The organism is Paenibacillus sp. sgz302115 (genome assembly GCF_056120445.1).
Window position 1 is genome coordinate 1 of the sequence record NZ_JBVYOK010000012.1, and the last position, 26,079, is coordinate 26,079.

Annotated in this window: 21 protein-coding genes and 1 riboswitch; of the genes, 12 read left to right on the top strand and 9 right to left on the bottom strand. The window is 52.7% G+C overall.

Features of this window, described 5'->3' with window-relative positions; all coding sequences use genetic code 11:
* Positions 1-469: 469 nt before the first annotated feature.
* Positions 470-3,343 carry an excinuclease ABC subunit UvrA gene (uvrA, locus tag AC0LWN_RS20640; RefSeq protein ID WP_474668610.1) on the bottom strand — a complete coding sequence of 958 codons (2,874 nt, stop codon included), beginning with the start codon at positions 3,341-3,343 and terminating at the stop codon, positions 470-472.
* Between the two features lie 134 nt (positions 3,344-3,477).
* Between uvrA and AC0LWN_RS20645 the strand changes: the two genes are divergently transcribed.
* Positions 3,478-3,807, top strand: coding sequence for a hypothetical protein (locus AC0LWN_RS20645; protein WP_474668612.1), 330 nt, complete (start codon positions 3,478-3,480; stop codon positions 3,805-3,807).
* 64 nt (positions 3,808-3,871) lie between these two features.
* Here AC0LWN_RS20645 and uvrB read toward each other — a convergent pair whose 3' ends face one another.
* Entirely contained in the window at positions 3,872-5,863 is a 1,992-nt protein-coding gene (gene uvrB, locus AC0LWN_RS20650; protein WP_474668614.1) for an excinuclease ABC subunit UvrB, read from the bottom strand.
* A gap of 180 nt (positions 5,864-6,043) precedes the next feature.
* Between uvrB and AC0LWN_RS20655 the strand changes: the two genes are divergently transcribed.
* A complete protein-coding gene (locus AC0LWN_RS20655) occupies positions 6,044-6,829 on the top strand; it encodes a flagellar motor protein (protein ID WP_474668616.1) in 786 nt (261 codons plus the stop codon).
* On the top strand, positions 6,826-7,707 hold the full coding sequence (locus AC0LWN_RS20660) for a flagellar motor protein MotB (RefSeq protein ID WP_474668618.1): 882 nt from the start codon (positions 6,826-6,828) through the stop codon (positions 7,705-7,707). The genes AC0LWN_RS20655 and AC0LWN_RS20660 overlap by 4 nt, the downstream gene beginning before the upstream one ends.
* A gap of 341 nt (positions 7,708-8,048) precedes the next feature.
* Here AC0LWN_RS20660 and gcvH read toward each other — a convergent pair whose 3' ends face one another.
* On the bottom strand, positions 8,049-8,441 hold the full coding sequence (gcvH, locus tag AC0LWN_RS20665) for a glycine cleavage system protein GcvH (protein ID WP_474668620.1): 393 nt from the start codon (positions 8,439-8,441) through the stop codon (positions 8,049-8,051).
* A gap of 183 nt (positions 8,442-8,624) precedes the next feature.
* A riboswitch (glycine riboswitch) is annotated at positions 8,625-8,721 on the top strand.
* Positions 8,722-8,909: 188 nt separating this feature from the next.
* On the opposite strand from gcvH, the gene gcvT reads away from it, so the two are divergent.
* Genes gcvT through gcvPB form a run of 3 tightly spaced genes read left to right on the top strand, consistent with a single transcriptional unit; the run spans position 8,910 to position 12,840 of the window.
* Positions 8,910-10,034, top strand: coding sequence for a glycine cleavage system aminomethyltransferase GcvT (gene gcvT, locus AC0LWN_RS20670; protein ID WP_474668622.1), 1,125 nt, complete (start codon positions 8,910-8,912; stop codon positions 10,032-10,034).
* The gene (gene gcvPA / locus AC0LWN_RS20675; protein WP_474668623.1) at positions 10,031-11,383 is read left to right on the top strand and encodes an aminomethyl-transferring glycine dehydrogenase subunit GcvPA; all 1,353 of its coding nucleotides are present in this window, start codon (positions 10,031-10,033) and stop codon (positions 11,381-11,383) included. Before gcvT ends, gcvPA begins: the two co-directional genes overlap by 4 nt.
* Positions 11,380-12,840, top strand: a complete 1,461-nt coding sequence (gcvPB, locus tag AC0LWN_RS20680) for an aminomethyl-transferring glycine dehydrogenase subunit GcvPB (RefSeq protein WP_474668625.1) — start codon at positions 11,380-11,382, stop codon at positions 12,838-12,840. Before gcvPA ends, gcvPB begins: the two co-directional genes overlap by 4 nt.
* Positions 12,841-12,906: 66 nt before the next feature.
* Here the strand turns inward: gcvPB and AC0LWN_RS20685 are convergent, their stop codons facing one another.
* Positions 12,907-13,710, bottom strand: a complete 804-nt coding sequence (locus AC0LWN_RS20685; protein WP_474668627.1) for a helix-turn-helix transcriptional regulator — start codon at positions 13,708-13,710, stop codon at positions 12,907-12,909.
* Between the two features lie 345 nt (positions 13,711-14,055).
* Between AC0LWN_RS20685 and AC0LWN_RS20690 the strand changes: the two genes are divergently transcribed.
* The 6 genes from AC0LWN_RS20690 to AC0LWN_RS20715 all read left to right on the top strand — a co-directional run bounded on the left by AC0LWN_RS20690 (position 14,056) and on the right by AC0LWN_RS20715 (position 18,728).
* Positions 14,056-15,072 (top strand): ABC transporter ATP-binding protein, encoded by a 1,017-nt coding sequence (locus AC0LWN_RS20690; RefSeq protein WP_474668629.1) that lies wholly within the window; start codon positions 14,056-14,058, stop codon positions 15,070-15,072.
* An 18-nt stretch (positions 15,073-15,090) separates the two neighbouring features.
* A complete protein-coding gene (locus AC0LWN_RS20695; protein WP_474668631.1) occupies positions 15,091-15,897 on the top strand; it encodes an ABC transporter permease in 807 nt (268 codons plus the stop codon).
* Positions 15,898-15,915: 18 nt separating this feature from the next.
* Complete coding sequence (locus AC0LWN_RS20700; RefSeq protein WP_474668633.1) at positions 15,916-16,713, top strand: ABC transporter permease; 798 nt, start codon at positions 15,916-15,918, stop codon at positions 16,711-16,713.
* Positions 16,714-16,820: 107 nt separating this feature from the next.
* Positions 16,821-17,051, top strand: a complete 231-nt coding sequence (locus AC0LWN_RS20705) for a hypothetical protein (RefSeq protein ID WP_474668635.1) — start codon at positions 16,821-16,823, stop codon at positions 17,049-17,051.
* Positions 17,052-17,137: 86 nt separating this feature from the next.
* A complete protein-coding gene (locus AC0LWN_RS20710; RefSeq protein WP_474668637.1) occupies positions 17,138-17,440 on the top strand; it encodes an ArsR/SmtB family transcription factor in 303 nt (100 codons plus the stop codon).
* Positions 17,441-17,537: 97 nt separating this feature from the next.
* A complete protein-coding gene (locus AC0LWN_RS20715; RefSeq protein ID WP_474668639.1) occupies positions 17,538-18,728 on the top strand; it encodes an MFS transporter in 1,191 nt (396 codons plus the stop codon).
* Positions 18,729-18,805: 77 nt separating this feature from the next.
* Here AC0LWN_RS20715 and AC0LWN_RS20720 read toward each other — a convergent pair whose 3' ends face one another.
* From AC0LWN_RS20720 to AC0LWN_RS20740, 5 genes are all read right to left on the bottom strand, one after another.
* On the bottom strand, positions 18,806-21,808 hold the full coding sequence (locus AC0LWN_RS20720) for an efflux RND transporter permease subunit (protein WP_474668641.1): 3,003 nt from the start codon (positions 21,806-21,808) through the stop codon (positions 18,806-18,808).
* Between the two features lie 301 nt (positions 21,809-22,109).
* Positions 22,110-22,433 carry an L-rhamnose mutarotase gene (locus AC0LWN_RS20725; protein WP_474668643.1) on the bottom strand — a complete coding sequence of 108 codons (324 nt, stop codon included), beginning with the start codon at positions 22,431-22,433 and terminating at the stop codon, positions 22,110-22,112.
* 233 nt (positions 22,434-22,666) lie between these two features.
* The gene (locus AC0LWN_RS20730) at positions 22,667-23,827 is read right to left on the bottom strand and encodes an ABC transporter permease (RefSeq protein ID WP_474668645.1); all 1,161 of its coding nucleotides are present in this window, start codon (positions 23,825-23,827) and stop codon (positions 22,667-22,669) included.
* Positions 23,820-24,998, bottom strand: a complete 1,179-nt coding sequence (locus AC0LWN_RS20735) for an ABC transporter permease (RefSeq protein ID WP_474668647.1) — start codon at positions 24,996-24,998, stop codon at positions 23,820-23,822. The genes AC0LWN_RS20730 and AC0LWN_RS20735 overlap by 8 nt, the downstream gene beginning before the upstream one ends.
* 18 nt (positions 24,999-25,016) lie before the next feature.
* Positions 25,017-25,952 (bottom strand): ABC transporter ATP-binding protein, encoded by a 936-nt coding sequence (locus AC0LWN_RS20740; protein WP_474668649.1) that lies wholly within the window; start codon positions 25,950-25,952, stop codon positions 25,017-25,019.
* Between the last annotated feature and the right edge of the window lie 127 nt (positions 25,953-26,079).

Consider the following 26,079-nt stretch of genomic DNA (forward strand, 5'->3'; position numbering starts at 1 on the left):
GTTGGGTTGGGTTGGGTTGGGTTGGGTTGGGTTGGGTTGGGTTGGGTTGGGTTGGGTTGGGTTGGGTTGGGTTGGGTTGGGTTGGGTTGGGTTGGGTTGGGTTGGGTTGGGTTGGGTTAAGCAAGTGATGGGGCACCCTTCCTTTGGTTTGATTGCACTTTGTACAGCAGAATTCCTCGAAAAAAGGGACGCACCACCATTCTGTTGCAGTTCATACAATCAAGAGGAGTAAAACGCCCTCTAAACGGGAGAATATCTGAATTCTGTTGTACGAACTACAGCAGATCGTATTTTCCAGCTAAAACAAGGCGATTCCATTGCAGAAAGTGCAATAGAATCGCCTTGTTTCTTGCTCAGGCGCGGGGAAGCCTGAGCCTCTCTATTCATTGTTTCAATTGCAATATTCGGATTGCAACCGCTACTATTCAAGCTCAAATTCACATCATCTGAGCCGGCAAAATATTCGTCATTAGACCGTTTCCGTAGTCTGCAGCTGCAGAGCCTTCGTCCGCTCCGTATCGCGGAGCAGGATCGGCTTGAGATATTTGCCGGTGTAGGATTCTTCCACCTTAATCAGCTTCTCCGGTGTCCCGGTAGCGAGAACCGTACCTCCGCCGCTGCCGCCCTCAGGTCCCATATCAATGATATAGTCGGCGGTCTTGATCACATCGAGGTTATGCTCAATTACGAGCACGGATTCGCCGGAGTCCACCAGGCGGTGCAGCACCTCCAGCAGACGCCCGATATCATCCACATGCAGACCCGTTGTCGGCTCATCCAGAATGTACAGCGTCTTGCCGGTGCTGCGGCGGTACAGCTCGGAAGCCAGCTTCACGCGCTGGGCCTCCCCGCCCGACAGCGTTGTTCCCGGCTGGCCGATGTTAATATAGCCCAGGCCGACATCCAGCAGGGTCTGCATTTTGCGGTGAATTCTCGGGATATTTTTGAAGAATTCGGTAGCATCCTCTACAGTCATCTCCAGCACATCGGCGATGCTTTTGCCTTTATATTTCACTTCCAGCGTTTCCCGGTTGTAGCGTTTGCCTTTGCAGACTTCGCAGGGAACATAGACATCCGGCAGGAAGTGCATCTCGATCTTGATAATGCCGTCACCACGGCAGGCCTCACAGCGGCCGCCCTTGACATTGAAGCTGAAGCGGCCCTTCTGGAAGCCGCGCACCTTCGCTTCATTGGTCTTGGCGAAAAGATCACGGATATCATCGAATACGCCGGTATACGTAGCCGGATTGGAACGTGGTGTGCGTCCGATTGGCGACTGGTCAATTTCGATGACCTTATCCAGATTCTCTAGTCCGCGAATTTCCTTATGCTCACCCGGACGTACCTTGACGGCCCTATTTAACTGGCGGGCCAGACTTTTGTAGAGAATCTCATTGACCAGTGATGATTTGCCTGAACCGGATACACCCGTGACGGCCGTAAAGACTCCGAGCGGGATTTTGACATTCACGTTCTTCAGGTTGTTCTCTTTGGCCCCGCGGATTTCAATCCAGCGTTCATCCGTAGACCTCCGATTGCCGGTAACCGGGATGAACTTGCGTCCGCTCAGGTACTCCCCGGTCAAGGAATTCGGGTCATTCATAATTTCCTGCGGCGTGCCCTGCGCCATCACCTTACCGCCGTGAATGCCGGCTCCCGGTCCGATATCAATGATATAGTCAGCGGCCATCATTGTATCCTCGTCATGCTCGACCACGATCAGTGTATTACCCAAATCGCGCATATGCCCAAGCGTTGAGATCAAGCGGTCATTATCCCGTTGATGCAGGCCGATACTAGGCTCATCCAGAATGTACAGCACGCCCATCAGACTGGAACCAATCTGGGTTGCCAGCCTGATGCGCTGCGCTTCACCGCCGGAGAGCGAGCCTGCCGCACGGCTAAGGGTCAAATAATTCAAGCCCACGTTAACCAGGAAGCCCAGACGGCTGCTGATTTCCTTGAGGATCAGATGGGCAATGGCCGTTTCCTTCTCACTCAGGGCGAGGTTCTCGAAGAAGTTCATGCAATCCCCAATCGACAGGTCAGTAATATCCGCAACATTCCGGTCGTTGATCGTTACCGCGAGAATCTCCTTCTTCAATCTTTTGCCTTTACATGCATGGCAAGGCTTGGCGCTCATGAAGCCCTCAATAAATTCACGGATGCCATCGGAGGCTGTCTCACGGTAGCGCCGCTCCAGATTGGGAATAATCCCTTCAAAAGCAACCAGTGCATCCTTCCGCTGGCCGAAATCATTCTCATACTTGAAACGGATCTTCTCACTGCCCGTCCCATGCAGCAGCTTGTTCATATGCTCGGGGGACAGGCTGCTTACGGGAACATTCTGGGGGATATTGAAATGCTCGCATACCGATTTCAGAAATTGCGGGTAGTAATTCGACGTGCTTCCCGTCCAGGCCAGAAAAGCCCCTTCCTCAATCGACTTCTCCTGGTCGGGAATCAGCAGGTCTGGATCAACAACCATATTCATGCCCAGACCATCGCATTCCGGACAAGCGCCGAAGGGGCTGTTGAAGGAGAACATGCGCGGCGCCAGCTCTTCAATGCTGAACCCGCATACCGGGCAGGCAAAGCTTGAGCTGAACAGCAGCTCCTCCTGCCCCATCACATCGACCAGAATCTTCCCTCCGGACAGCTTCAGCGCAGTCTCAAGGGAATCCGTCAGCCGGGTCTCTACATCATCCTTAATGACGATACGATCTACCACGACCTCAATCGTATGCTTCTTGTTCTTCTCCAGCTCGATATCCTCAGTAACCTCGCGTAATTCACCGTCAACGCGCACACGCACAAAGCCCTGCTTGGAAATATCGCTGAACAGACCTTTGTGTTCACCCTTGCGGCCGGAAATTACCGGAGCTAGAATCTGCAGCCGGGTCTTCTCGGGATACTGCATAATCCGGTCCACCATCTGCTCAACAGTCTGTGAAGTAATCTCTATGCCATGATCCGGGCAATGCGGATGCCCTACACGGGCGAACAGCAGGCGCAGATAATCATAAATTTCCGTTACCGTTCCTACGGTGGAACGCGGATTGCGGCTCGTGGTCTTCTGGTCGATGGAGATCGCCGGGGATAACCCGTCGATGGAATCAACGTCCGGCTTCTCCATCTGTCCGAGGAACTGGCGTGCATAAGCCGACAGGGATTCAACATAACGCCGCTGACCTTCAGCGTAGATTGTATCGAACGCCAGCGACGATTTGCCGGAGCCGCTAAGTCCCGTCAGCACGACGAAGCGGTCACGCGGAATCGTCACGTCGATGTTCTTGAGATTGTGCGCTCTCGCGCCTTTGATTACAATATTTTCGTTCGCCAACGGTACCTCTCCTTTATACAAACCTATTTCAAAATATTTTCGATCCCTCCCAAACCCTCCCTTAGCCAAGGGAGGGCCCCAAGGGTTGCACCCTCTGGACACCTGCAAGGCTGCTGCCGAAGGAGTGAGGGGAGATGGACCTAGTAAATGTGGTGCTAGGAGCGCTTGTCCCTAACGGGACCGCTGTAATGCGGCGTTATGGCGGAAAACCGCTGTCCCTTCGGGATGCGCTAACCGCCACACTGCGGGCTGTCCCTTCGGGATACGCCAACTGCGCACTGCGGGCTGTCCCTTCGGGATACGCCAACTGCACACTGCGGGCTGTCCCTTCGGGATGCGCCAACCGCGCACTGTGGGCTGTCCCTTCGGGATGCGCTAACCGCCACACTGCGGGCTGTCCCTTCGGGATGCGCCAACCGCGCACTACGGGCTGTTCCTTCGGGATGCGCAAGATGCTTATTTAAAAAGAACGGCTGAGCAACGCCGCTCTGTATATTCTTCAAAAAAAAAGGGACTCGCAAAAGAAGGTTACTCGGCCCGCAGCTCCAAGAGTGCGTCGCGCAGCTCGGCGGCGCGCTCGAATTGCAGGTTCTTGGCGGCGTCCTTCATCTCGGCCTCCAGACGCTGCATCAGGCTGTTGCGGTCCTTCTTGCTCACCTTGCCGCCCGCGCCGGTAAGATAATCGGCCTTGGACTCGGCTACCTTCGTGGCCTCGATAATATCGCGCACTTTCTTGTTGATTGTTGTTGGCGTAATGCCATGCTGCTCATTGTAGGCAATCTGGATTTCCCGGCGGCGCTGGGTTTCGCTCATCGCCTTCTCCATGGATTCCGTGATATGATCGCCATACATAATAACGCGGCCGCCGGAGTTACGGGCGGCGCGGCCGATGGTCTGAATCAGCGAACGCTCTGAGCGGAGGAAACCTTCCTTGTCGGCATCGAGAATCGCAACCAGCGATACCTCAGGCAAATCCAGACCTTCTCTTAACAGGTTAATCCCGACGAGAACATGAAATGTCCCCAGCCGGAGGTCACGCAGGATCGCCATCCGCTCCAGCGTCTTGATGTCGGAGTGCATGTAACGTACTTTAATACCGATTTCCTTGAAGTAATCGGTCAGGTCCTCGGACATTTTCTTCGTTAGGGTTGTAACCAGCACACGCTCGTCGCGCTCCACCCGTTCACGGATTTCACTGATCAGATCGTCAATCTGCCCTTCAGTCGGGCGCACCTCGATAATCGGGTCCAAAAGACCGGTAGGACGGATAATCTGTTCAACCACAGTGTCGCAATGTTCCATCTCGTAAGGCCCCGGTGTTGCGGATACGTATACGATCTGTTTCACCTTGTCTTCGAATTCTTCGAACTGCAGCGGCCGGTTATCCAGCGCAGACGGCAGACGGAAGCCATGCTCCACAAGCACCGTCTTGCGCGCCCGGTCACCGTTGTACATCGCCCGGATCTGCGGCAGCGTCACATGGGATTCGTCAATTACAATCAGCATGTCATCCGGGAAATAATCCATCAGTGTATAGGGGGTTGCTCCAGGCTCACGGAAGGTGAGCGGACCTGAATAGTTCTCAATCCCGGAGCAGAAGCCAACTTCCTTCATCATCTCAATATCGTAGCGGGTCCGCTGCTCCAGCCGCTGGGCTTCCAGCAGCTTGCCTGCGTCCCGCAGTACAGTCAGCCGTTCTTCCAGCTCACGCTCAATATTGACCAGAGCCACGCGCATCGTTTCTTCCTTGGTCACAAAGTGCGATGCCGGAAAAATCGCCACATGATCGCGTTCCCCGATCAGCTCGCCGGTCAGCACATCAATCTCGGTAATCCGCTCGACCTCATCGCCGAAGAGCTCCACACGAATTGCATGCTCACCTTGTGAAGCCGGGAAAATCTCTACCACATCACCGCGCACCCGAAATGTGCCGCGCACAAAGTTAATGTCATTACGCTGATACTGGATATCCACAAGCCGGCTCAAAATCTGATTCCGCGGCTTCTCCATTCCCACGCGCAGCGACAGCAGCAGACTTCCATATTCCTGCGGCGAGCCGAGGCCGTAAATGCAGGACACGCTGGCTACAATGATCACGTCACGCCGTTCGAATAAGGAGCTGGTTGCAGAGTGGCGAAGCTTATCAATCTCTTCATTAATGCTGGAGTCTTTCTCGATGTAGGTATCGGAGGAGGGAATGTACGCCTCTGGCTGGTAATAATCGTAGTAACTGACGAAGTAATCTACCGAATTGCTTGGAAAAAACTCTTTGAATTCACTTGCAAGCTGTGCAGCCAGCGTCTTGTTGTGCGCAATAACCAGCGTGGGCCGGTTCAGCTTGGAAATCATCTGCGCGATGGTAAAGGTCTTGCCTGTACCCGTTGCTCCCAGCAGCGTCTGGTGCTTCTTGCCCTGCCGGATGCCGTTCACTAACTCTTCTATGGCATGAGGCTGATCGCCCTGGGGTGAATACTCGGACTCCAGTTCAAAAGTCTTCGTGCTGACGACAATATCACTCATTTGCCCGTCTCCCCTCTATCGTCTAAAATATATGAATACATATAATTGTGGCCCTGTTTATTCTCTCTCCATACCTTGCTCAAAAAAATGGAAGATAAGAATACTTGTTCCCGTTTATTATACAGTGTTGCCTAGATTGTTGCAAACCATAATATATAGAAACTTAAGGAGCCTGAACTCATGGATATCACTTCAATTATCGGCCTGCTGGCCGGACTCGCGGCACTGATCGGAGGCTTCTTTTGGGAAGGCGGCAGCATTACCGGACTGCTGCAGCTGAATGCCGCGCTGATTGTGTTCGGAGGCACGTTCGCCGCTGTGCTCATCAGCTTTCCAGCCTCCAAGCTGCGCCGGGTACCGGCTGCGCTGCGCGTGGCTTTTGGCAAAAAATCCGACAACCCAGAAGAAAAAGCCGAGGAGCTCATCTCCATGGCGGCCATTATGCGGCGCGGCGGCTTGCTGGCGCTGGAAAAAAGAGCGGAGGAGCATCCCGATCCCTATACCCGAGAGGGGCTGATGCTGATTGTCGATGGAACAGACCCTGTGCAGGTGCGGCAGATTTTGGAGCTGGAAATGGATGCCAAGGAGCTGAAGTACGAAGGCTATGCCAAAATTTTTGAAGCGGCAGGCGGCTATGCTCCTACTATGGGTATCATCGGCACAGTGATGGGACTGATCCGCGTGCTCAGCAGTCTTACCGATCCCTCCAACCTGGGAGCTTCCATTGCAGTTGCTTTTACAGCGACATTGTACGGTGTGGCCAGCGCCAATCTAATATTTTTACCCATTGCCTCCAAAATCAAATCCCGCTGCCAAAGCGAGCTGGCAACTATGGAAATGCTGCTGGTCGGCATTCTTGCCCTGCAGAACGGGGATCATCCGCAGCTTGTGCGCAGGAAGCTCAGCCCCTTTATTGATGATTCTGACGCAGGGCGCAGCACTGAAAGTGCAAGAGGCCCGCTATGAAGCAGAGAAACCGGAGGCGCCGGCATACGGGCGGGCCGGAAAGCCGCGACCGCTGGATGATCACCTATGCGGACCTCATTACACTATTGCTGATCTTTTTTGTGGTATTGTATGCCATGAGCAGTCTGGATGCCCAAAAATTCAGTATTGTTACCAGTTCGTTATCGGATACCTTCAAGAGCGGCAACCCTGTACTGGATGGCGGCGATGGCGTTCTGGATGGAGAACAAGGGACGAAGCCCGGAGGTTCGGGGAATGGCCAGAAAAATGCAACCAGCGGCAATACCAATAATGGGCCTGCTCAAGGGCAGGAAAATCCCGCTGCCAGCCCTTCAGCCAGCACACCCCCTTCAGCACCGGGAGATGACCGGGCGCCGTCAGAGCGTGAGCTGGCCTTCCGCGAGCAGGAAGCGAAGCTGGCCGACCTTATGGGCGTCATCACCCAATATGTCAAAGACAATAACCTGGGCGACCAGATTTTTGTTGCGGATAAGCCGCAGGGTATATTGATTACGCTCAGCAACCGTTTTCTGTTCGATGTCGGCAGAGCCGAGCTGAAGTCGCCCGCGCTTCCCGCGCTGCGGCAATTGTCCGGTCTCTTCCGCAACATTGGCGCCACCATCAGCATCGAAGGTCATACGGACAATACACCCGTATCGGCAGGCTCGCGGTATAATGATAACTGGGAGCTGTCCGGCGCCCGCGCCCTCTCCGTGCTGCGCTTCTTTCTCGACAGCGAGGGGCTGAATCCGGGCACTTTTCAATATGCCGGCTATGCGGACACACGCCCTACTGCCAGCAATGCTACCGCAGAGGGACGGCAAAAGAACCGCCGCGTTGAGATTACGGTGCTGCGGCAGCTTCAAGAGGGAGAATAGCTTAGCCGAGGGATTGTACAGCCTCCTGCAGCAGTGCCGATCTGCTATGGAAAGGCGTGAATCTTATGCCGGCAGGAGGCTCGATTGCCTGTCTTAGCTCGGGTATTGATCGATGCCCTGGATACAATCCCTATGGCGATATTCGCTATGATTGTCCTCACTTTTTTGCCGTTTTTATGGCATGTGGTCCCACGATTTTATTCCAAGATATTGGAATCCCCTTCCTGAATATAGTCAAAAAAATGCACAAAAAGACAGACCTCACACATTAGTAACATCCGATGTGATATGAGAGATCTGTCTTTTTTATAAGCCGAAAAACGGTACAGTCTACCGGATCTTTATTCTCCAACCAGCTCACGGTAAGCCGCCGCATTCAGCAGACCGGATGCCGCATCTGCGAACTCGCCGGTGATTTCCAGCTCAAAAATCCATCCGCCGCTGTACGGCTGGTCATTGATCAGCTCCGGGCTTCCTTCCAGCGCGTCGTTGATCTTGGTCACAGTCCCCGACACCGGGGAATATAGCTCGGACACCGTCTTGACAGATTCAATGCTGCCTACGCTGTCGCCTGCCGAAATTGCTGCGCCAACCTCAGGAAACTCCACAAATACGATATCGCCGAGCAGATGCTGGGCATGATCCGTAATCCCAACACGCACTACGCGCCCTTCACCCTGCTGCGCCCATTCATGCTCTTCGCTGTACAACAGGTTGTCTAGCACTTCACTCATTCCAAGCCGCCTCTTTTCCAAATTTGGAGTTGTAAATTTAGTTATAGACTAAGTTATCGCGCTGCTCAATGTCAATATAACTGACAGGAAAATAAATTTTGTCATCTTTTTGACGTTTTTTTGTTGACAGCAGAGTTGTATACCCGGTTTAATGGAGTCAGTAGAACACAATACGGTTTGCGAATGATGGCATAGGGAGAGACTGTCTCACAGGAGGACAGCGCCGAAGGAGTAAGCCCGGGAGGGTGAATCTCTCAGGCAAAAGGACCTTTGCCGGACGCATCTCTGGAGAGCTATCCGGACCTGTCTGGCAGTGTCACGGATCACCAACGGGGAAACCTGCGCACAAGTGCAGCAGGGTAACTCTCAGGTACAAAGGACAGAGCAGAAGGCTATTTATGCGGGTGCGCATATTTTGTCTTCCGTCTGTCCTTTTTTTTGCGTGTAATCAGACAAAGGAGTGAGCACATGGATGCTTTGAAAAGAACGCCTTTTTACGACCTCTACTCCGCCTACGCGGAATCCAGATGCATTGATTTCGGCGGCTGGGAGCTGCCGGTGCAGTTCACGGGAATCGTGAAGGAGCATGAGGCGGTCCGCCAGCAGGCCGGACTGTTCGATGTGTCGCATATGGGTGAATTCATGGTCAGCGGCAGCGGCTCGGAAGCTTTCCTGCAGCAGATGACCACGAACGATGTCAGCCGTCTTACGGATGGCGCTGCGCAGTACACGCTGATGCTCTACCCGAGCGGCGGGGTTGTCGATGATTTGCTGGTATATCGTCTTGGGGAGGAACGTTACATGCTCGTCGTGAATGCCTCCAATATCGACAAGGATTTCCAGTGGCTGCAGGAGCATCTCACCGCTGAATTCAGCGGTGTCACCCTAAGCAATGTCTCGGATGAGACGCTGCTGCTCGCGCTGCAGGGACCTCTCGCCGAAACGATCCTTGCTGAAGTGACCTCAGCTCCCCTGGCTGAGCTTAAGCCCTTCCACTTCATCGAGCGCGCCGAAGTGTGCGGAGTGGAGGTTCTGCTCTCCCGCACCGGCTATACCGGCGAGGATGGTTTTGAGCTGTACGCCCCGGTGGAAACGGCCGCTGTGCTGTGGAACGGCCTGCTGGCGGCAGGCGCTCCGCACGGCCTGACTCCCGCAGGGCTTGGCGCACGTGACACGCTTCGTTTCGAAGCGAAGCTGCCGCTGTACGGCCAGGAGCTGTCGGCGGACATTACGCCGCTGGAAGCCGGCGTCCAGTTCTTTGTGAAGCTGGACAAAGCCGATTTTATCGGCAAGGACGCGCTGCTGAAGCAGAAGGAAGCCGGGCTGCCCCGCCGCCTCGTCGGCCTGGAAATGCTCGACCGTGGTATCCCGCGCTCACATTATCCGGTCTACGCGGACGGAGCGAAGATCGGTGAAGTCACCACAGGCACACAGTCGCCAACGCTGAAACGTAATCTGGGCCTGGCCCTGCTGGATGCCGCCTACACAGAAATTGGAACGGAAGTGTACGTGGAGATTCGCGGCAAGCAGCTTAAAGCGGCCGTGGTCAAAGCGCCATTTTATAAAAAGAGCCAAGGAGTGAAGCCGCAATGAAGCACCGTTATCTGCCGATGACCGAACAGGACCGCAAGGAGATGATGGAGACTGTCGGGATTCAGTCCGTGGAGGAGCTGTTCGCCGATATCCCGAAGAGCGTCCGCTATGAAGGCACGCTGCCGATGTCAGAGGCGCTTGATGAATATGCACTGCTGCGCCATATGAAAGAGCTGTCCGATAAGAATGCCAGCTCCGACACCCACACCAGCTTCCTTGGCGCAGGGCTGTATGACCACCATATCCCCGTTGTTATTAATCATGTTATTTCCCGCTCTGAATTTTATACCGCCTATACGCCTTACCAGCCGGAGATCAGCCAGGGCGAGCTGCAGGCGATCTTCGAGTTCCAGTCCTATATCTGCGAATTAACCGGCATGAAGGTGGCAAATGCCAGCATGTACGATGGCGCCACCGCCTTCTCGGAAGCTGCAGTTCTGGCTGCCGGTGCGACCAAACGCAAAAAACTCGTCGTCTCCCGCACCGTTCACCCGGAAGCACGGCAGGTGCTGCGCACCTCTGCGGGAGCCTGGGGCCTTGATGTTGTAGAAGTTGACTACAAAGACGGTGTAACGGATCAGGCCAAGCTCGCCGCCGCGATTGATGGCGATACTGCCGCCGTCCTGGTGCAGTCACCGAACTTCTTCGGCGCGATTGAAGACCTCGGGGCGATTGAACCGCTGATCCATGCCGTTAAGGGCTTGTTCGTGGTCAGCGCAAATCCGCTGGCACTTGGCATTCTCGAAACACCGGGCAAGCTCGGCGCCGACATCGTAGTCGGTGACGCGCAGCCGCTGGGCATTCCAGCTTCGCTTGGCGGTCCAACCTGCGGCTTCTTCGCCGTAGCCGAGCACCTGATGCGCCGTATGCCCGGCCGGATCGTCGGCCAGACCGTTGACCGCAGCGGCAAACGCGGCTTCGTGCTGACATTGCAAGCCCGTGAACAGCATATCCGCCGCGAGAAGGCCACTTCGAACATTTGCTCCAACCAGGCGCTGCTTGCGCTGTGCGCTTCTGTCTATCTGTCCGTCATGGGCAAAGAAGGCATGCGCGAGGTTGGCGAACTGAATATACGTAAGAGCCATTATGCCGCAGGCAGGCTCGGGGAATTAACCGGTGCAGCCCCTGCCTTCACCGCACCGTTCTTCAATGAATTTGTCCTGAAGCTGCCGGAAGGCAGCAATGTCAGCGAGATCAACTCCAGGCTGCTCAAGGAAGGCTACCTTGGAGGTTATGATCTGAGCCGGGATTATCCCGAGCTGGCCGGACATATGCTGGTTGCCGTAACGGAGAAAAGAAGCAAAACGGAAATCGACCAATTCGCTAGCGTACTGGAGGGCTGTATATGAAACCGGAACAAAGTCTGATCTTTGAGCTTAGCCGCCCCGGCCGCTCGGCCTATTCCCTGCCGCAGTGCGATGTTCCTCAGGATGAGAGCATGGATTCACTGATTCCTGCCGGGCTGCTGCGCAGCGAGCCGGTAGTCTTGCCGGAGGTATCGGAAGTGGATGTGATCCGCCACTATACCGCGCTGTCCCGCCGCAACTTCGGCGTAGACAATGGCTTTTATCCGCTCGGCTCCTGTACGATGAAATACAATCCGAAGATTAACGAGGATGTTGCCCGCTTCCCCGGCCTGGCGAAGATTCACCCGTACCAGCCGGAAGAGAGCATTCAGGGAGCACTCGAACTGATGCATACGCTGCAAAAGGACCTGGCCGCCCTAACCGGCATGGATGCCGTATCCCTGCAGCCTGCTGCCGGCGCCCACGGCGAATGGACCGGTCTGATGATGATCCGCGCCTATCATGAGAGCCGCGGCGAAGCCCGCTCCAAGGTAATCGTGCCCGATTCCTCGCACGGCACGAACCCGGCCAGCGCCTCCGCAGCCGGACTGGAGACGGTAACCATCCCCTCGAACGATAAAGGGATGGTAGATCTTGAAGCCCTGAAGGCGGCTGTCGGCAGCGACACCGCCGCACTCATGCTGACGAACCCGAGCACGCTCGGCTTATTCGAGACACAAATCGTCGAGATCGCCGAGATCGTACATGAGGCAGGCGGCCTGCTCTATTATGACGGGGCGAACTCCAACGCGATTATGGGCATTACCCGCCCTGGCGACATGGGCTTTGACGTCGTGCATTTGAATCTGCACAAAACGATGAGCACCCCGCACGGCGGCGGCGGTCCGGGAGCCGGACCGGTAGGCGTAAAGGCGAAGCTGATTCCGTTCCTGCCACAGCCAACAGTGGTACAGAACGAGGACAGCAGCTTCTCGCTGAGCTATGGCGGACCGGAATCCATCGGCCGGGTCAAAGCCTTTTACGGCAACTTCGGTATCCTCGTCCGTGCCTATGCGTATATCCGCACCTATGGACCGGAAGGTCTGCGCGAGGTGTCCGAGAACGCTGTGCTGAACGCCAACTATATGATGCACCGGCTGGCGCCGTATTTTGAAATCCCGTATCCGGGGGTCTGCAAGCATGAATTCGTTATGTCCGGCAAAAACCTTAAGCAGTACGGTGTGCGTACGCTGGACGTAGCCAAACGGCTGCTCGACTTCGGCTACCACCCGCCAACCGTCTACTTCCCGCTCACGGTAGAGGAGTGTATGATGATCGAGCCGACCGAAACCGAAAGCAAGGAAACGCTCGACGGCTTCATCGAAACGATGATTCAAATTGTGAAGGAAGCACAGGAAACGCCGGAGATCGTTATCAATGCGCCGCATACTACGGAGATCAGCCGTCTCGATGAGACCCAGGCTGCCCGCAAGCCGGTGCTGAACTGCTCCTGCGGTTAAGCTTACTGTTCGAAGCGGCTAACCCGTAAGTCACTCTGACTTCGCGGATTAGCCGTTTTTTAATGCTTACATCAGCTTCTTGGCAAATTGTGAGCGGTCATTGACATTCATTTTAATATAAATACTCTTTACCACATTGCGCACCGAGCCCTCACTGATGCCGAGCGCACTCGAGATATGCAGCGCGCTTTTGCCCGACAGCCACAGCGAAGCCACTTCCTTCTCCCGCGCCGTCAGCTTGTATTCATCAAGCACCGCATCCCGTCTGAACTTCTGCAGGCCTTCGTTTTTGACCATTCGTTTGTATGCCACATTCTCGGCCAACTGCTGCACGAACGGAATCGCAAAATCAATGTGCTGATCTACATGGAAAGAAATATCCACATAACCCTGTGTGCCTCCATCCAGAACGAGGGGGGCGCATACACAATTCCAGCTCCGGAAAGCGGCATCGCTATGCTCCTCTCCGCGCACTACTCCTATACGGTTCATCTCCATCGCCAGCGAGACCGCATTTAGCCCCGAATACCGTTTCGACAGATTGATTCCCCTGCCCAGCCCGGCCTGATCCATCGTCTCCTGAAGCTTCCGGGAGGAACAGATCAGATCCAGAATCCACCCTTCCTCATCCGCCAGAAACACAACATAGGGAATCGGAATAAACTTACTGATCGCCACTATTTCTTCACGCGTGGACATAACCATAGCTTCACTATAGACCGCTTTGTTCTCTTGTACACAGGAGGTCTTTGAAGACCACAACGGCTTGCGTGTATCCGAAGAAATCATTTGGCGAAAAGATGCAGCTTGAGCTGCTGGAAGATCACCCGGCGAACACCACATTTTTGTCCTGGAACTGAAGGTTGTCAACACATTCGCCTCCTGAATTCGTTTCGTTAGTTCATTCAAAAAATATTGTGAATTAATTCACTAGTATCAATTCTAAAAACATAAGTAGTAAATCTATCTTAGGATATTTATAGATTAATTTACAGGGGATTATTTTACGAATGCTAGTTGAAAAATATTAGATTGTATAATGGCGGCTATCCCCTGGTCCAAAATTCAGCCTGCGCGTAGCTGATTTCGTCAAAATCCCTCATAGTTCAATAAAACTCTATATTCAGTTCGACCTAAAGCGATAGTTTTCGACATCAGCCTAGTGCTATATTTGTTTATACGTCTTTGAATACCAGCCATAAAGGAGGTCTATTCTTGAGTATTATTGAAGCCCGCGGGCTGTCAAAGTCTTTCATGCAGGCGGTGAAGGAGCCGGGTCTGGCGGGAGCAGTCAAGCATCTGTTCATCCCGAAAGCTATTGAGAAGGTTGCGGTGAAGCCGCTGAATCTGAGTGTGGAAGCCGGGGAGACGGTAGCCTACGTAGGTCCAAACGGTGCAGGCAAATCCACCACGATCAAAATGCTGACCGGCATCCTCATGCCGTCTGCGGGCAGTATTTCTGTAAACGGTATCAATCCATATAAGAAAAGAATGGAAAACGCCGCCCAGATTGGAGCGGTCTTCGGGCAGCGCACGCAGCTCTGGTGGGATATCCCGATTGTCGAATCCTTTTCGCTGCTGAAGGATATTTATCAAATCCCCGAGCCTGTCTACAAGGCTAATCTGGAGCAATTCACTGAGCTGCTCGGCATGAATGAATTCATTCACCTGTCTGCGCGCAAGCTCTCCCTGGGTCAACGCATGCGTGCGGACCTGGCTGCTGCCCTATTACATAATCCGCCGATCCTCTATCTGGATGAGCCTACGATTGGACTCGACGTCTCCGTGAAGCAAAAAATCCGCGAATTCATCAAAAAAATCAATCAGGAGCAGATGACCACCGTTATGCTGACCACCCATGATCTCGGCGACATTGAGGACCTGTGCAAGCGGCTGATTATTATCGACCACGGCTCGATCATCTACGACGGAAGTCTCAGCGAGGTTAAATCCCGTTTTGCCAGAGACCGTGTGATCTTCTTCCAGGCCGGAGCGCCGATGCCGGAGCTGATCTCGGAGCTGTCGCAGACTCCCGGGATGAAGCTGGAGCTGCAGAATGACCAGGAATTCTCCATCTCCTTCGACCGGTATGAATATACGGCCAGCGAGGTCGTCAGCCAGGTGATGAAGCACGGGGAAGTCATAGACTTCCGCATGGAAGACGCCAATATCGAACAGGTCATCAAAGCCGTATATGACGGAAACCTGGACCTGAACCAAGACGGGAAATGAGGAGGTGCAAAGGCAGCCATGCCTGCAATGAAGCTTAAGAAATACCGCAGTATTGCCAACCGTTCTTTGCAAAATGTTCTCTCCTACCGGATTTCATATGCTGTCACTTTTCTGTCGAATACGATCAATTTGCTGGCGATCTACTTTTTGTGGACGGGGATTTACAATGGCCGGGATGTGGTCGGCGGATATACCTGGGATGAGATGAAAACCTATCTGCTGGTTACCTTCCTCGCCAACTCTGTGCTGTCCTGGTATTCCGAAACGGCGATATCCGGTAAAATCCTTGACGGCAGCGTCGCTGTTGATTTGCTGAAGCCGATTGATTTTCAAACTGCCCGTTTCTCTGAAACGCTGGGCACAAGCCTGCTGGAAGGAGGAATGAGCCTGATTCTGCTCGTAAGCTTCTCATTCTTCGTTTCCGGTGTAACCCTTCCCCATTCACTGCTGGTCTACGTGCTGTTCGCCCTCAGTCTGCTCGGGGCCATCGTGGTGAAATTCGGTATTGTGTATCTGGCAGCTCTGCTGTGCTTCTGGTCTACCGGCTCGATGGGCATTGTCTGGACCCGGATTGCCGTAACCAACCTGCTATCCGGTGCTTTGGTTCCTTTGGCCTTTTTCCCGGATTGGCTTGAGCGGGTGGCTTTGCTGCTGCCGTTTCAGAGCATTATCCACACACCGACGATGATTTTTCTGGAGCAGGCAGGAACGATGGAGAGCCTGAAGCTGATCGGTATTCAATATTTCTGGGGAGCGGCGCTCTGGCTGGCTGGTAAAGGCATGTGGAAGTGGGCGGTCCGTCAGGTAACGATTCATGGCGGCTAGGCGGAAGGAGACGATACAATGAGCTTGTCACGGATGTTCTATTTATACAAAAGATTCTACGTCCAGCAGATGAAAGCAATTCTGGAATACAACAAGGACTTTTACATCTTAATGTGTTCTGCCGCTCTGACGCAGGTGCTGGGATTTGTGTTCCTCTGGGTGATCTATGACCGGATTCCCGATATTAACGGCTGGCAGTTCTGGGAGGTCACCTTCATGTATGCGATGATCTTCCTCACGGAAGGTATCGGGTCGCTTTTCTTCGAAGGAACCTGGCGGCTTGGAAGACTGGTCAATATGGGCGAGCTGGACCGTTATCTGCTGCGGCCGGTGCCGGTTGTGCTGCAGGTGTTCTGTACGGGAATCGGAATCAACGGCCTCGGCAATCTGCTAATCGGCGGAGTCATTGTGTGGCAATCGCTTGTGCACAGTCCTATTCACTGGACGCTGGGCAAAATCGCCATCCTTCTGCTGCTGTTCGTTACTGCGGTCATAATCCGTGTGTCAATCAATCTGGCCGGGAACTCAGCGGCTTTCTGGATTCGCAATGCCGGGAACGCCTTCCCGCTGATGTTTCATAATTTGGCTGACCTGGCAAAATATCCGATCACCCTGTTCCCGCAGGCAGTGCGGGTGCTGATCTCCACCGTTCTGCCGTATGCATTCATCAGCTTCTATCCGGCAACCTATATTTTCGGCAAAAGCGAGTGGTCCGGCTGGTGGATGCTGGCCCCTTTAGCTGCGGTACTCATTGCGGCTGCAGCCTACGGCATCTTCCGCTACGGGCTTTCGAAGTATGAAAGCACGGGGAATTAATAAATAACACGAGCAGAGACACTATGCATGGGGTGATAACATTGTCCTGGATATTATTGGACCCTTCAGGAAAACAATATTAAACTATATCCAAGGAGATGATCACAATGCGTAAAGGCTGGAACAATAACTTTGGTGTAAGGCTGTCCCTCGGCACAAGGACAAGCAGTAGCGAACCTCTTGAAGGTTTAGTGGTTCAGCCCTCTGATTTGTCTCAGCGCGACATTGGATCAATCATGAGAGCCGGGAAACAACGTATGATGGAAAGCCACGATGAACTGGTGATAAAACAAGCTTTATCTGATATCCAAGACCATATCGGATCGCAGCGATCGTAAAGGAGCCCGGTTATAAACCGGGCTTTTGTTTTATTCGTTAACACTTTACAATTTGACTTATCGCAAATTATCGATATAATGAGTACATGGATCCGATAGAAATATTCAAAGCACTGTCAAATGAGTCCAGATTCCAGATCTTACAATGGCTGAAAGAGCCGGAAAAACATTTTGCGCCCCATGAAGGGATTGATATGAGAGAAATCGGGGTTTGTGTGAGTCAAGTAACAAGTAAATTAGAAATGACCCAGTCTACTGCTTCACAGTATTTATCTATACTTCAACGCGCCGGCTTGATTCAAACGGAGCGTATAGGTAAGTATACGTATTACAAGAGAAACGAAGAAATGATCAGTGAATTTTCATCTTTTTTCAAAAACGAGCTTTAATTTATATGGCATACGCCGATAATGCTCGTTTTTTTTTGGCCTAACATTTCGACATATTCAAATATGTAGTTATATCGTTCAAGGAGTTGTGAATTCATTGTCCAGTACATGGAAGATATATATTTTAGCATTAGTCAGTTTTCTGGTAGGTACATCCGAATATGTGATTTCGGGCATTCTTGATCGAATTTCGGATAGCATGGGAATCTCCGTTACTTCGGCAGGACAGCTTGTCACAATTTTCTCTTTAGTATATGCGATCGCAACACCTATCCTTATGACTCTAACGGCAAAAGTGGAGAGACAGAAATTGCTTGTTTGGGCGCTGGCAATTTTTGTGCTAGGTAATGCCCTATCTTTTGCTTTGCCTGGGTTCAAATTATTCTTGCTGGCTCGCGTCATTATGGCTTTAGGTGCTGGTATGGTCGTTGTTACCGCCCTTGATATTGCAGCTAAGATTGCAGTGCCGGGCAAACAGACAAGCGCGATTGCCACCGTTGTGATGGGCTTTACTGCTTCCCTGATTATCGGTGTTCCGCTTGGGCGAATCGCTGCAGCAGCATTCGGATGGAAATCCATATTTGGATTGTTGGCTCTGGCAGGGGTATTGGCCATACTGGTATTGTCTTTTGCCGTACCTAAGGTTAAAGGGGATGCACCTGTTCCTTTATCCAGGCAGCTCACATTTCTGAAAAACGGAAAAGTCTCACTCGGTCTGGCGATCACCTTCTTTTGGTTAGGCGGATACTCCATTGCTTATACTTACATTTCTCCATATCTTCTTCAGGTTGCAGGTATTAAAGAGGGTTTGTTAAGCAGTGTATTGCTGGCATTTGGAGTAGCCAGCCTCATTGGGTCCAAATTCGGAGGTTTCAGCACTGACAAGTATGGGGTATTTCGAACATTAACAGGAGGATTATTTCTTCATATCGTTGCACTCATCTTGCTTGCGATCACGGTGACTCTGACCCATTCATGGGTGCCTATCGCCGTGTTGCTGATCTTGTGGTCATTTGCAGCATGGTCCACAGGACCGACCCAGCAGATGAACCTTGTTCGCATCGAGCCAAATTACTCTGGAATAATGCTGAGCCTCAACCAGTCGATGATGCAATTATCCATGGCAGCAGGTGCTGGTATTGGTGGGATTTTCGTCGAAAAGGTAGCCTTATCCTCGATTACATGGGTTGGGATGATCGGAGTCGTTGTGGCTCTTGTTCCTGCTTTCCTCTTGAGGGGGCGGATGGATTCTGGAAAAAAACCTGGCGAATATGCTAGGCGTACTTAGAGAAAGAGCAGTGCGAAAATTCGCACTGCTCTTTCTGTTTGCTCTTTACTTTACCCCTGTCCGGCTTTGCGGCCAGCTTATGCCGCAGCGGCAGCCTGCGCTTGCTTACGTTCCTTGGCAGATTTACGGAAGTACAGCAGCTCGTAGATCGCCGGTACAACCACCAGCGTCAGCAGCGTGGCCGCAATCAAGCCTCCGATAACTACAATGGCCAGACTCTGCGAGACGATGCTGCCCTGCTCGGAATGGCCGAACAGCAGCGGAAGCATGGCGCATACGGTGGCAATGGCTGTCATTAGAATTGGACGCATCCGTGTTCCGGCTGCTTCGATGATGGCTTCGCGCACGGTCATATGCTCTTCGTTCTGCTTGATGCGGTCGATCAGCACGATGGCATTAGTGACAACAATACCGATCAGCATCAGTGCGCCGAACAAAGCGGTGAAGTCAGGGGTCACACCTGAAATGATCAGTGCGACAACCGCTCCGATTGCCGCAAGCGGCAGGGAGAACATAATCGCCAGCGGCGCGCGCAGTGTCTTGAAGGTCAGGACCATAATCAGGTATACCAGACCAATGGAGACCAGTGCCGTCATGCCAAGGTCGCTAAAGTCCCCGGCCTGATCCGCCGAAGCTCCGCCTGCGAATAACGTTACCCCTTCAGGAAGCGTAATGCTGTCTGTCTGTTTTTTAATATCTGCCCCAATTTCCGATACTTTCTTCGGATCAACCTCAGCGGAAATACGTACATACGGTTTGCCGTCTTTATGATAGAGCATGGCCGGCTGATCTTTGACTTCAAGGGCAGCGAGCTTCGAGAGCGGCTGCGGACCTCCGGCAGTCATAATTGTTATTCCTTGCAAATCCTGCTGCGATTTCGGCTGCAGCACCGGCTCCAGCACCACTGCCGCCGTGGAACCGTCCAGCTCCATCTGGCCCAGAGGGAGCTTATTCAGCATAGCTGACAGTTGCATGCTGATTTCCTGCGCATTGGCTGTTTCAGGGTTCACCTTAAAGGCGAATACCGGCTTGGTATCCTCCATATTGCTGGTGACTTTTTGTACGCCGTCAACTGCCTTCACTTTAGCAGTTACCGCCTTGGCGACTGAATTGATCGAATTCAGGTCCTCTCCAACGATATCGACGTACTCACTGGTCGAGCTTCCACCCATCATGCTCGATTCACTCGCAGTCAGTGTTGCTCCTGCATAGACATCCTGCTGGCTACGGATATGGTCCAGGAACGCCTGCGCGTCGGCATTCTCTTTCATCATTACTGTATAATCCACTTGAGTCAGTGAAGTCACATTGCCCCACTGCGCCGAATCCGCACTATTGCCGGTCATCATGATTACCGTCTTCGCCTGCGGCTGCTTCATCATCTCTTCTTCGAGCTGCTTGCCCTTCTCCAGCACTTCCTTAACCGGGACGTCATTCGGATAGACCAATTGAACAGTCACCATGCTGGCATCCGAAGCGTCCAGCGCTCCTTTGGGCATGGTAATATAGGCGGCAACAGAACCGACCAGCAGCACCAGACCCAAAGTCAGGGAAACCCACTTATGACGCAGATTCCAGCCCAGGAAGCGGCTGAAACGCTTGGACGGTTCATGCTCCTTCAGGGAGGAGCTGCGCAGCAGCCATGAGCTTAACAGCGGAACTACGGTCAGCGCTACTACCAGCGAGGTCAGCAGGGAATAGGTGACGGTCAGCGCAAACGGCAGCAGGAAGGCTTGCAGCGCGCCATCGAGCAGACCCATAGGCAGGAACACGGCAACTGTAGCTATAGTAGAGGTAGTAATTGCTCTTGCCACCTCGCGGGTTGCGCTGATAAGCATGTCACGGGAGAACGGCTCCTTCTGCATCCGGCGGTGAATGTTCTCAATAACGACAATGCTGTCATCCACCAGCCGCCCGACGGCAACGGCTACACCACCCAGTGTTACAATGTTCAGAGTAATGCCGGAAATGTTCAGCAAGTACAAAGTAACCGCCAGCGACAGCGGAATGGATACCGCAGTGATCAGGGTAGCACGTACATTGCGCAGGAAGATCAGAATAACAATCGTTGCAAACAAAGCGCCGAGCAGCACTTCACGCATCATACTGTTGACCGAAGTAACGACCATATCCGAAGTGCTGAATATGACAGCGACCTCAGCGTTTTTAACCGTTTTGGTAAGGCTCTCCGCAGCAGCTTGCACCTTGTCGCCCACATCGACCGCATTGGCATTGGCCTCCTTGGTAATAACTGCGAACAATACGTCCTTGCCGTTCGAGCGGCTGACACTCTCCTGATCTGTCTCCGCTTGGACAGAAGCTATATCCTTAAGTGTTACACCGGGCATTACCGACAGCTTCTTCAGGGTATCAAGGCTGTCTATCGAGGAAACGACATTCACATTTCCCGTCTTCCCGCCAATGGTCATCTCACCAATCGAGGCGGATACGTTCCGTCCCTGAAGCAGCCCCATGATCTGCGCTGTAGTTACGCCTTTTGCAGCCATCGCCTGCGGATCAAGCTTCACCTTAACCTGCGGAGCCGATTTGCCGTACAGAGCCACATTCGCTACGCCATCAATTTTTTGCAGCTCGGGAATGATCGTGTCCTCAGCAAGCTTCAGATTGTCCTTCGTGATCCCGTCATCGAAGGCTATCGTAAGCTGGGAGATGGGAATCATCGAGGTGTTCAGCTGGACGATGAAAGGGTCCATGACGCCCTCAGGGAATTTCAGCGTGCGGACTGCCTTTTCGACCTCCTGTGCCGCATCCTTCATATTGGTCTTGCCGTCAAAATAGATATCCACTTTGGCATAGCTGTCTCCGGAAGTGGACATTTGCTCCGTTTTTCCTTTTATAGCTGAAGTAGCTGCCTCAATTGGCTTCGTCACATTCGTTTCCATCGAATGCGCATCCTGCCCCGGTCCGAGCACCGTAACCGTAACCTGAGGCTGATCGGCCTCCGGCATGAACTCCATAGGCAATGAGGTGTAGCTGAGTATCCCCACCACAAGCGCCATCACAACCAGAAGCCCCAGCGCCCCCTTATTGCCAAACGACCATTTTGTTAACCATGTCATTTCTCTTTTCCCCTTCCACTTCGGTATGTTTGGTTTCTGTATGCCTGATTCTTATGTATTGCTGTCTCCGCTTAAGTGTAGGGCCTGACGGCTATCACCAAAACCGCCCGGGGAATGGTTATGCTCTCGGTCTTAAGGCGGGGAGCCTCCCCTGCTCAGGATAGAGAACATTGGCTTGTCGGAACACTGCCCCTGCTGTGGACAACACAAAAAAGCCCTACCTTATTCAGCAGGCAGAGCGTTCAGGCGCTATTTATGGATGTTTAAGCTTTATGCCAGGCAACTTAGCAGAAGCCGGATGCTACTCCAGATAAAACACCTCGCGAAGCGGCACCACCGGCGCTGCCTCATTGAAGTCAAAGGAGCCTTCGACCATCTTCGACGTAATCGCATTCCATCTGTTGCAGGCATCACTCTGGGCAATGTATGCAAAAGCCGCGTCCGGGTCGCTGCATTCAAAGCAATAGAAAAATTGATTGCCGTTCTGAAAAATCGAGTAATTCGTAATTCCGGCTTTGGAATGCTCTTCAAGGATTTCCGGCCACGGGTTAAGATGCATCTGCACATACTCCTCCAGACATTCCTCCTTGACCCGCCAGGTCCAAGCCAATTTATTGCTGCTCATCTTCTCATCCTCCTGCAAGTTTTATAGAGCTAATACCCGCTTCACAAGCACCAATCGCAAATGTTACCGCTTACATTTTATGTATATAATAGATTCCCGAAGGCAATTTTGCAAGCATAATCCCTTAATTTTCTTATTGCTGACGCGAACCCTAAAATAGATCAGCCCGCCTCACCGGCTCGAAGCCGGATACGGCAGGGCTGATCCTATACCTATTGCACCACAGTTGCAATCTACGCGCTGATCCCGGTCTCATTCGGACGGAGAATGGCAGAGCCAATCGCCAGCAGCACTGCTGCCATGATCAGCAGGATCGCAAAGGGGAGCCACAGCTCATCCCAGCCGCCGCCGGCGGCCGCGATGTCCACCGCCTGGATCGCCCATTTCTGCGGCACGAAGTTGGCCGCCTTTTGCATATAATCGGGCATAATGGAGATTGGCCAGAAGCAGCCGCCGAGCATACAGGTTGGGGTAAGGATGAGTGCGTTGAGCATGCCTGCATTTCTCGGATTACGGACCAGTCCCGCTACCGTGCTGGCAATTCCCATGGACACGAGCATAAATGCGGCGAGCACAAGGAAATAGAGATATGCAGGGACCTCATAGTCATAACGCAGCACCCACTTCCCGAGCGTCAGCACAACGATAATCTGAATGACCCCTACCATAAAGCTGCCAAGGAAATTACCAAGTGCAATTTCGTAGGAACGGACCGGAGCGCTGAACATCCGCATCATCGTCCGCCCTTTGCGGTCATCCATAATCAGGGATACCGTGCTGGTAACCAATCCCATGAGGAACATTAACGTCATGCCGGTGATGACTCCAAGCGTTTGCCGGGGATACAAATCATAATCCGTACGTGTGCTTCCCACATTATGCTGTTCCGCCTGCTTCAGGATCGCGCCAAGCTGAGCTTCGGCACCTCCCGTCCCGCTGCCGGCTGCTTTTACCGCTTGGGCGGTTTCGAGCATTTCATCCGCTATCGCGTTCACTTTCATTTTGAGCATAACCGAATTTTCCGAGGTTTTAAGCTCATACATGCTGAGACTCGGCTGCTGCCCGGCCGCAAGCTGTGACGTATACGCTGCCGGAATCCATATTCCCGCCGTACCATCCTGCAGCGTAACCCCTTCCTTAAGCGACGCCTCATCACTGCGCTGAACAAGCTTGTAATCCCCGGAGTTCTTCAGTTCGGTAATCAGATGCGCCCCGGCTGCGCCTTTGTCTATATTGGCATACAAAATAGTTGGCTGATTATCCTCCATGCCTCCGGTCAAGGAAATAATGGCAGCGACCACAATGCTCGGCAGTAAAATATACGTAATAAATCCTTTGCGGGAACCGATCGTCCGTTTGATCATATTCCAGGCAATCGTCAGTATTTTATCCATGGTAACCCACCTTCCGGTATGAGAAAATCGCTGCGCTGAACAGCACTAGACAGATGATGGCTATGATCCAGAGATTCGGCAAAAGCTGCGACGGCCCGGAATGCAGCATCATGCGGATCATCGACTGCAGCACCCAATGATTAATTGTAAACGCACCGATGGTATTCACCCAGGAATCGGGCAGCGGAGCCATTCCGCCGCTCAGGAAAGTCATGCATACCGTGATTACACTAATGATGCTGCTTGCGCTTGCCGCAGTTTTACTGAACATACAGACAACAATCGACAGCGTCATTGAAGCTATAATCATCAGCAGACAGAACAGCAGCAGGAGGCCAGGGCGATTGCCCCAGTATACACCGAACAGCCAGTCGGTAAGCAGAATGATCGCCAGGCATTGAACAATGGATACGATGCCTACGCCCAGCATTTTGCCGATGAATAGCTCTGAGCCCTTGACCGGCATCGAATTGATCCGAAAGAGGGTATGGTTATCCTTTTCACTGAAAAGAGAAGTCGTAACCGTTATTCCGCTGTACAGCAGAAACATCAGCAGCATGGATGCCGCGTAGAATTGGGAGGCGCTATAGGTTCTCCCTCCATTACTAAGATTGCCCAGCTTGACCGTTTCCCGGTCTCCCGAAGCCGTAGCTGCTGTAGCTACCACCTCAAGCGCCCGCGGTCCAAGAGTTGCCACCGTAGCCTGTTTATAATTCATCTTGCTGAGAAAATTGTCAAAAACCGTCCCGGCGATCAGATTATCATTGTGGCTCTTCCCGAGTATTAATTCCAGCCGCGCTTGCCCTCCGCTCTGCACCTCGCTGTCGAAGCCGACAGGCACAATTACCGCATAGCCGTATTTTCCGGTGCGCAGCCCTTTTTCCGCTGCCTCGCGGCTGTCCGCTTCTTGCGGAACAATCACATTCTGAACCTCCGGCGACTCCAGAAAGGCCGCAATCATGGCCGATGGCCCTTTTCCTTCGCCCGAAGGATTGACTACCGCCACCCGTACAGGCTCTAACTTGGAGGCAGCCTTGACACCGACCACCCCGGACAGCGAGCTCCCCAGGAGAAAGATCAGCACTATTGGAAGCAGAAACATATTTATCAGCATCGAGCGTGAGCGAAATAATCTCCGCAGCTCGTATATCATAATCGTCCAAGTGTTCATTTCCGCCTTCTCCCTCCTCTAATCCCGCAAGGTCCGTCCGGTCAGGCTGAGGAACAAAGTCTCCAGATCCGGCTCTTCAATTTTCAGAGAAGCAATAACCCCTTCATGCTTGGCAAAAATAAATAAGATATCCTGCAGCTCACTTTGCGAAGAAGGCAGGTACAGCTCTACTGTATCTTCGTTAAGCTCAACCCGGCTGATCCGCGGATGATGGTTCAGCTCAGCAATCAAAGCAGGGGTGATCTTAGCGGCCTTCACGACAATCCTTTCTTCATGGGACACCCGTTCCCGCAGCTCATGCTCGGTTCCGCAGGCAATGATATGTCCTTTATCCATAATCGCTACCCGGTCGCAAATGGCAGCTACTTCCTCCATATAATGGCTTGTATAGATAACTGCTGAGCCCAGCTTGTTCAGCGCCTTGACCGATTCCAGAATATGATTGCGCGACTGGGGATCAATCCCGACGGTCGGTTCATCCATAATGATCAGCTTGGGATGATGCATTATTGCACAGGCGATGTTCAGCCGTCTTTTCATTCCGCCGGAGAATGTGGATGGTTTGTCCTTGGCCCGGTCACTAAGTCCGGTGAAGGCCAGCGCCTCCTCAACCCGTTCCTTCAACAGCTTGCCGCGCAGACCGTACAGCTTGCCGAAGAAGCTTACATTTTCCGCCGCTGTCATATTTTCGTATAAGGCCAGATCCTGGGGGACGAGTCCGATTTTCTTTTTCACCTCAAGCGGTTTATCCTTTACCGACAGTCCGTCAATCACGATATCTCCGCCATCGACCTTCAGCAACCCGCAGATCATACTGATCGTAGTGCTCTTCCCCGCTCCATTCGGACCGAGAAGACCGAAGATTTCACCCTCCTGTATACTGAAATTCACATGATCTACCGTTAATTTTTGATCATACCTTTTCACTACATCCGTTAATACCGCAAGCGTCATGCCTCATCTCTCCTGTTCCTCAAGCTTTATGGTGTAATTGTAGCGCATCACGGCGGCCGGCATAGGTACGAAAGGTCATGAACTGGAGGTGACTTAAGTCATCTCCTGAACAGGAGGCTTCTTATGC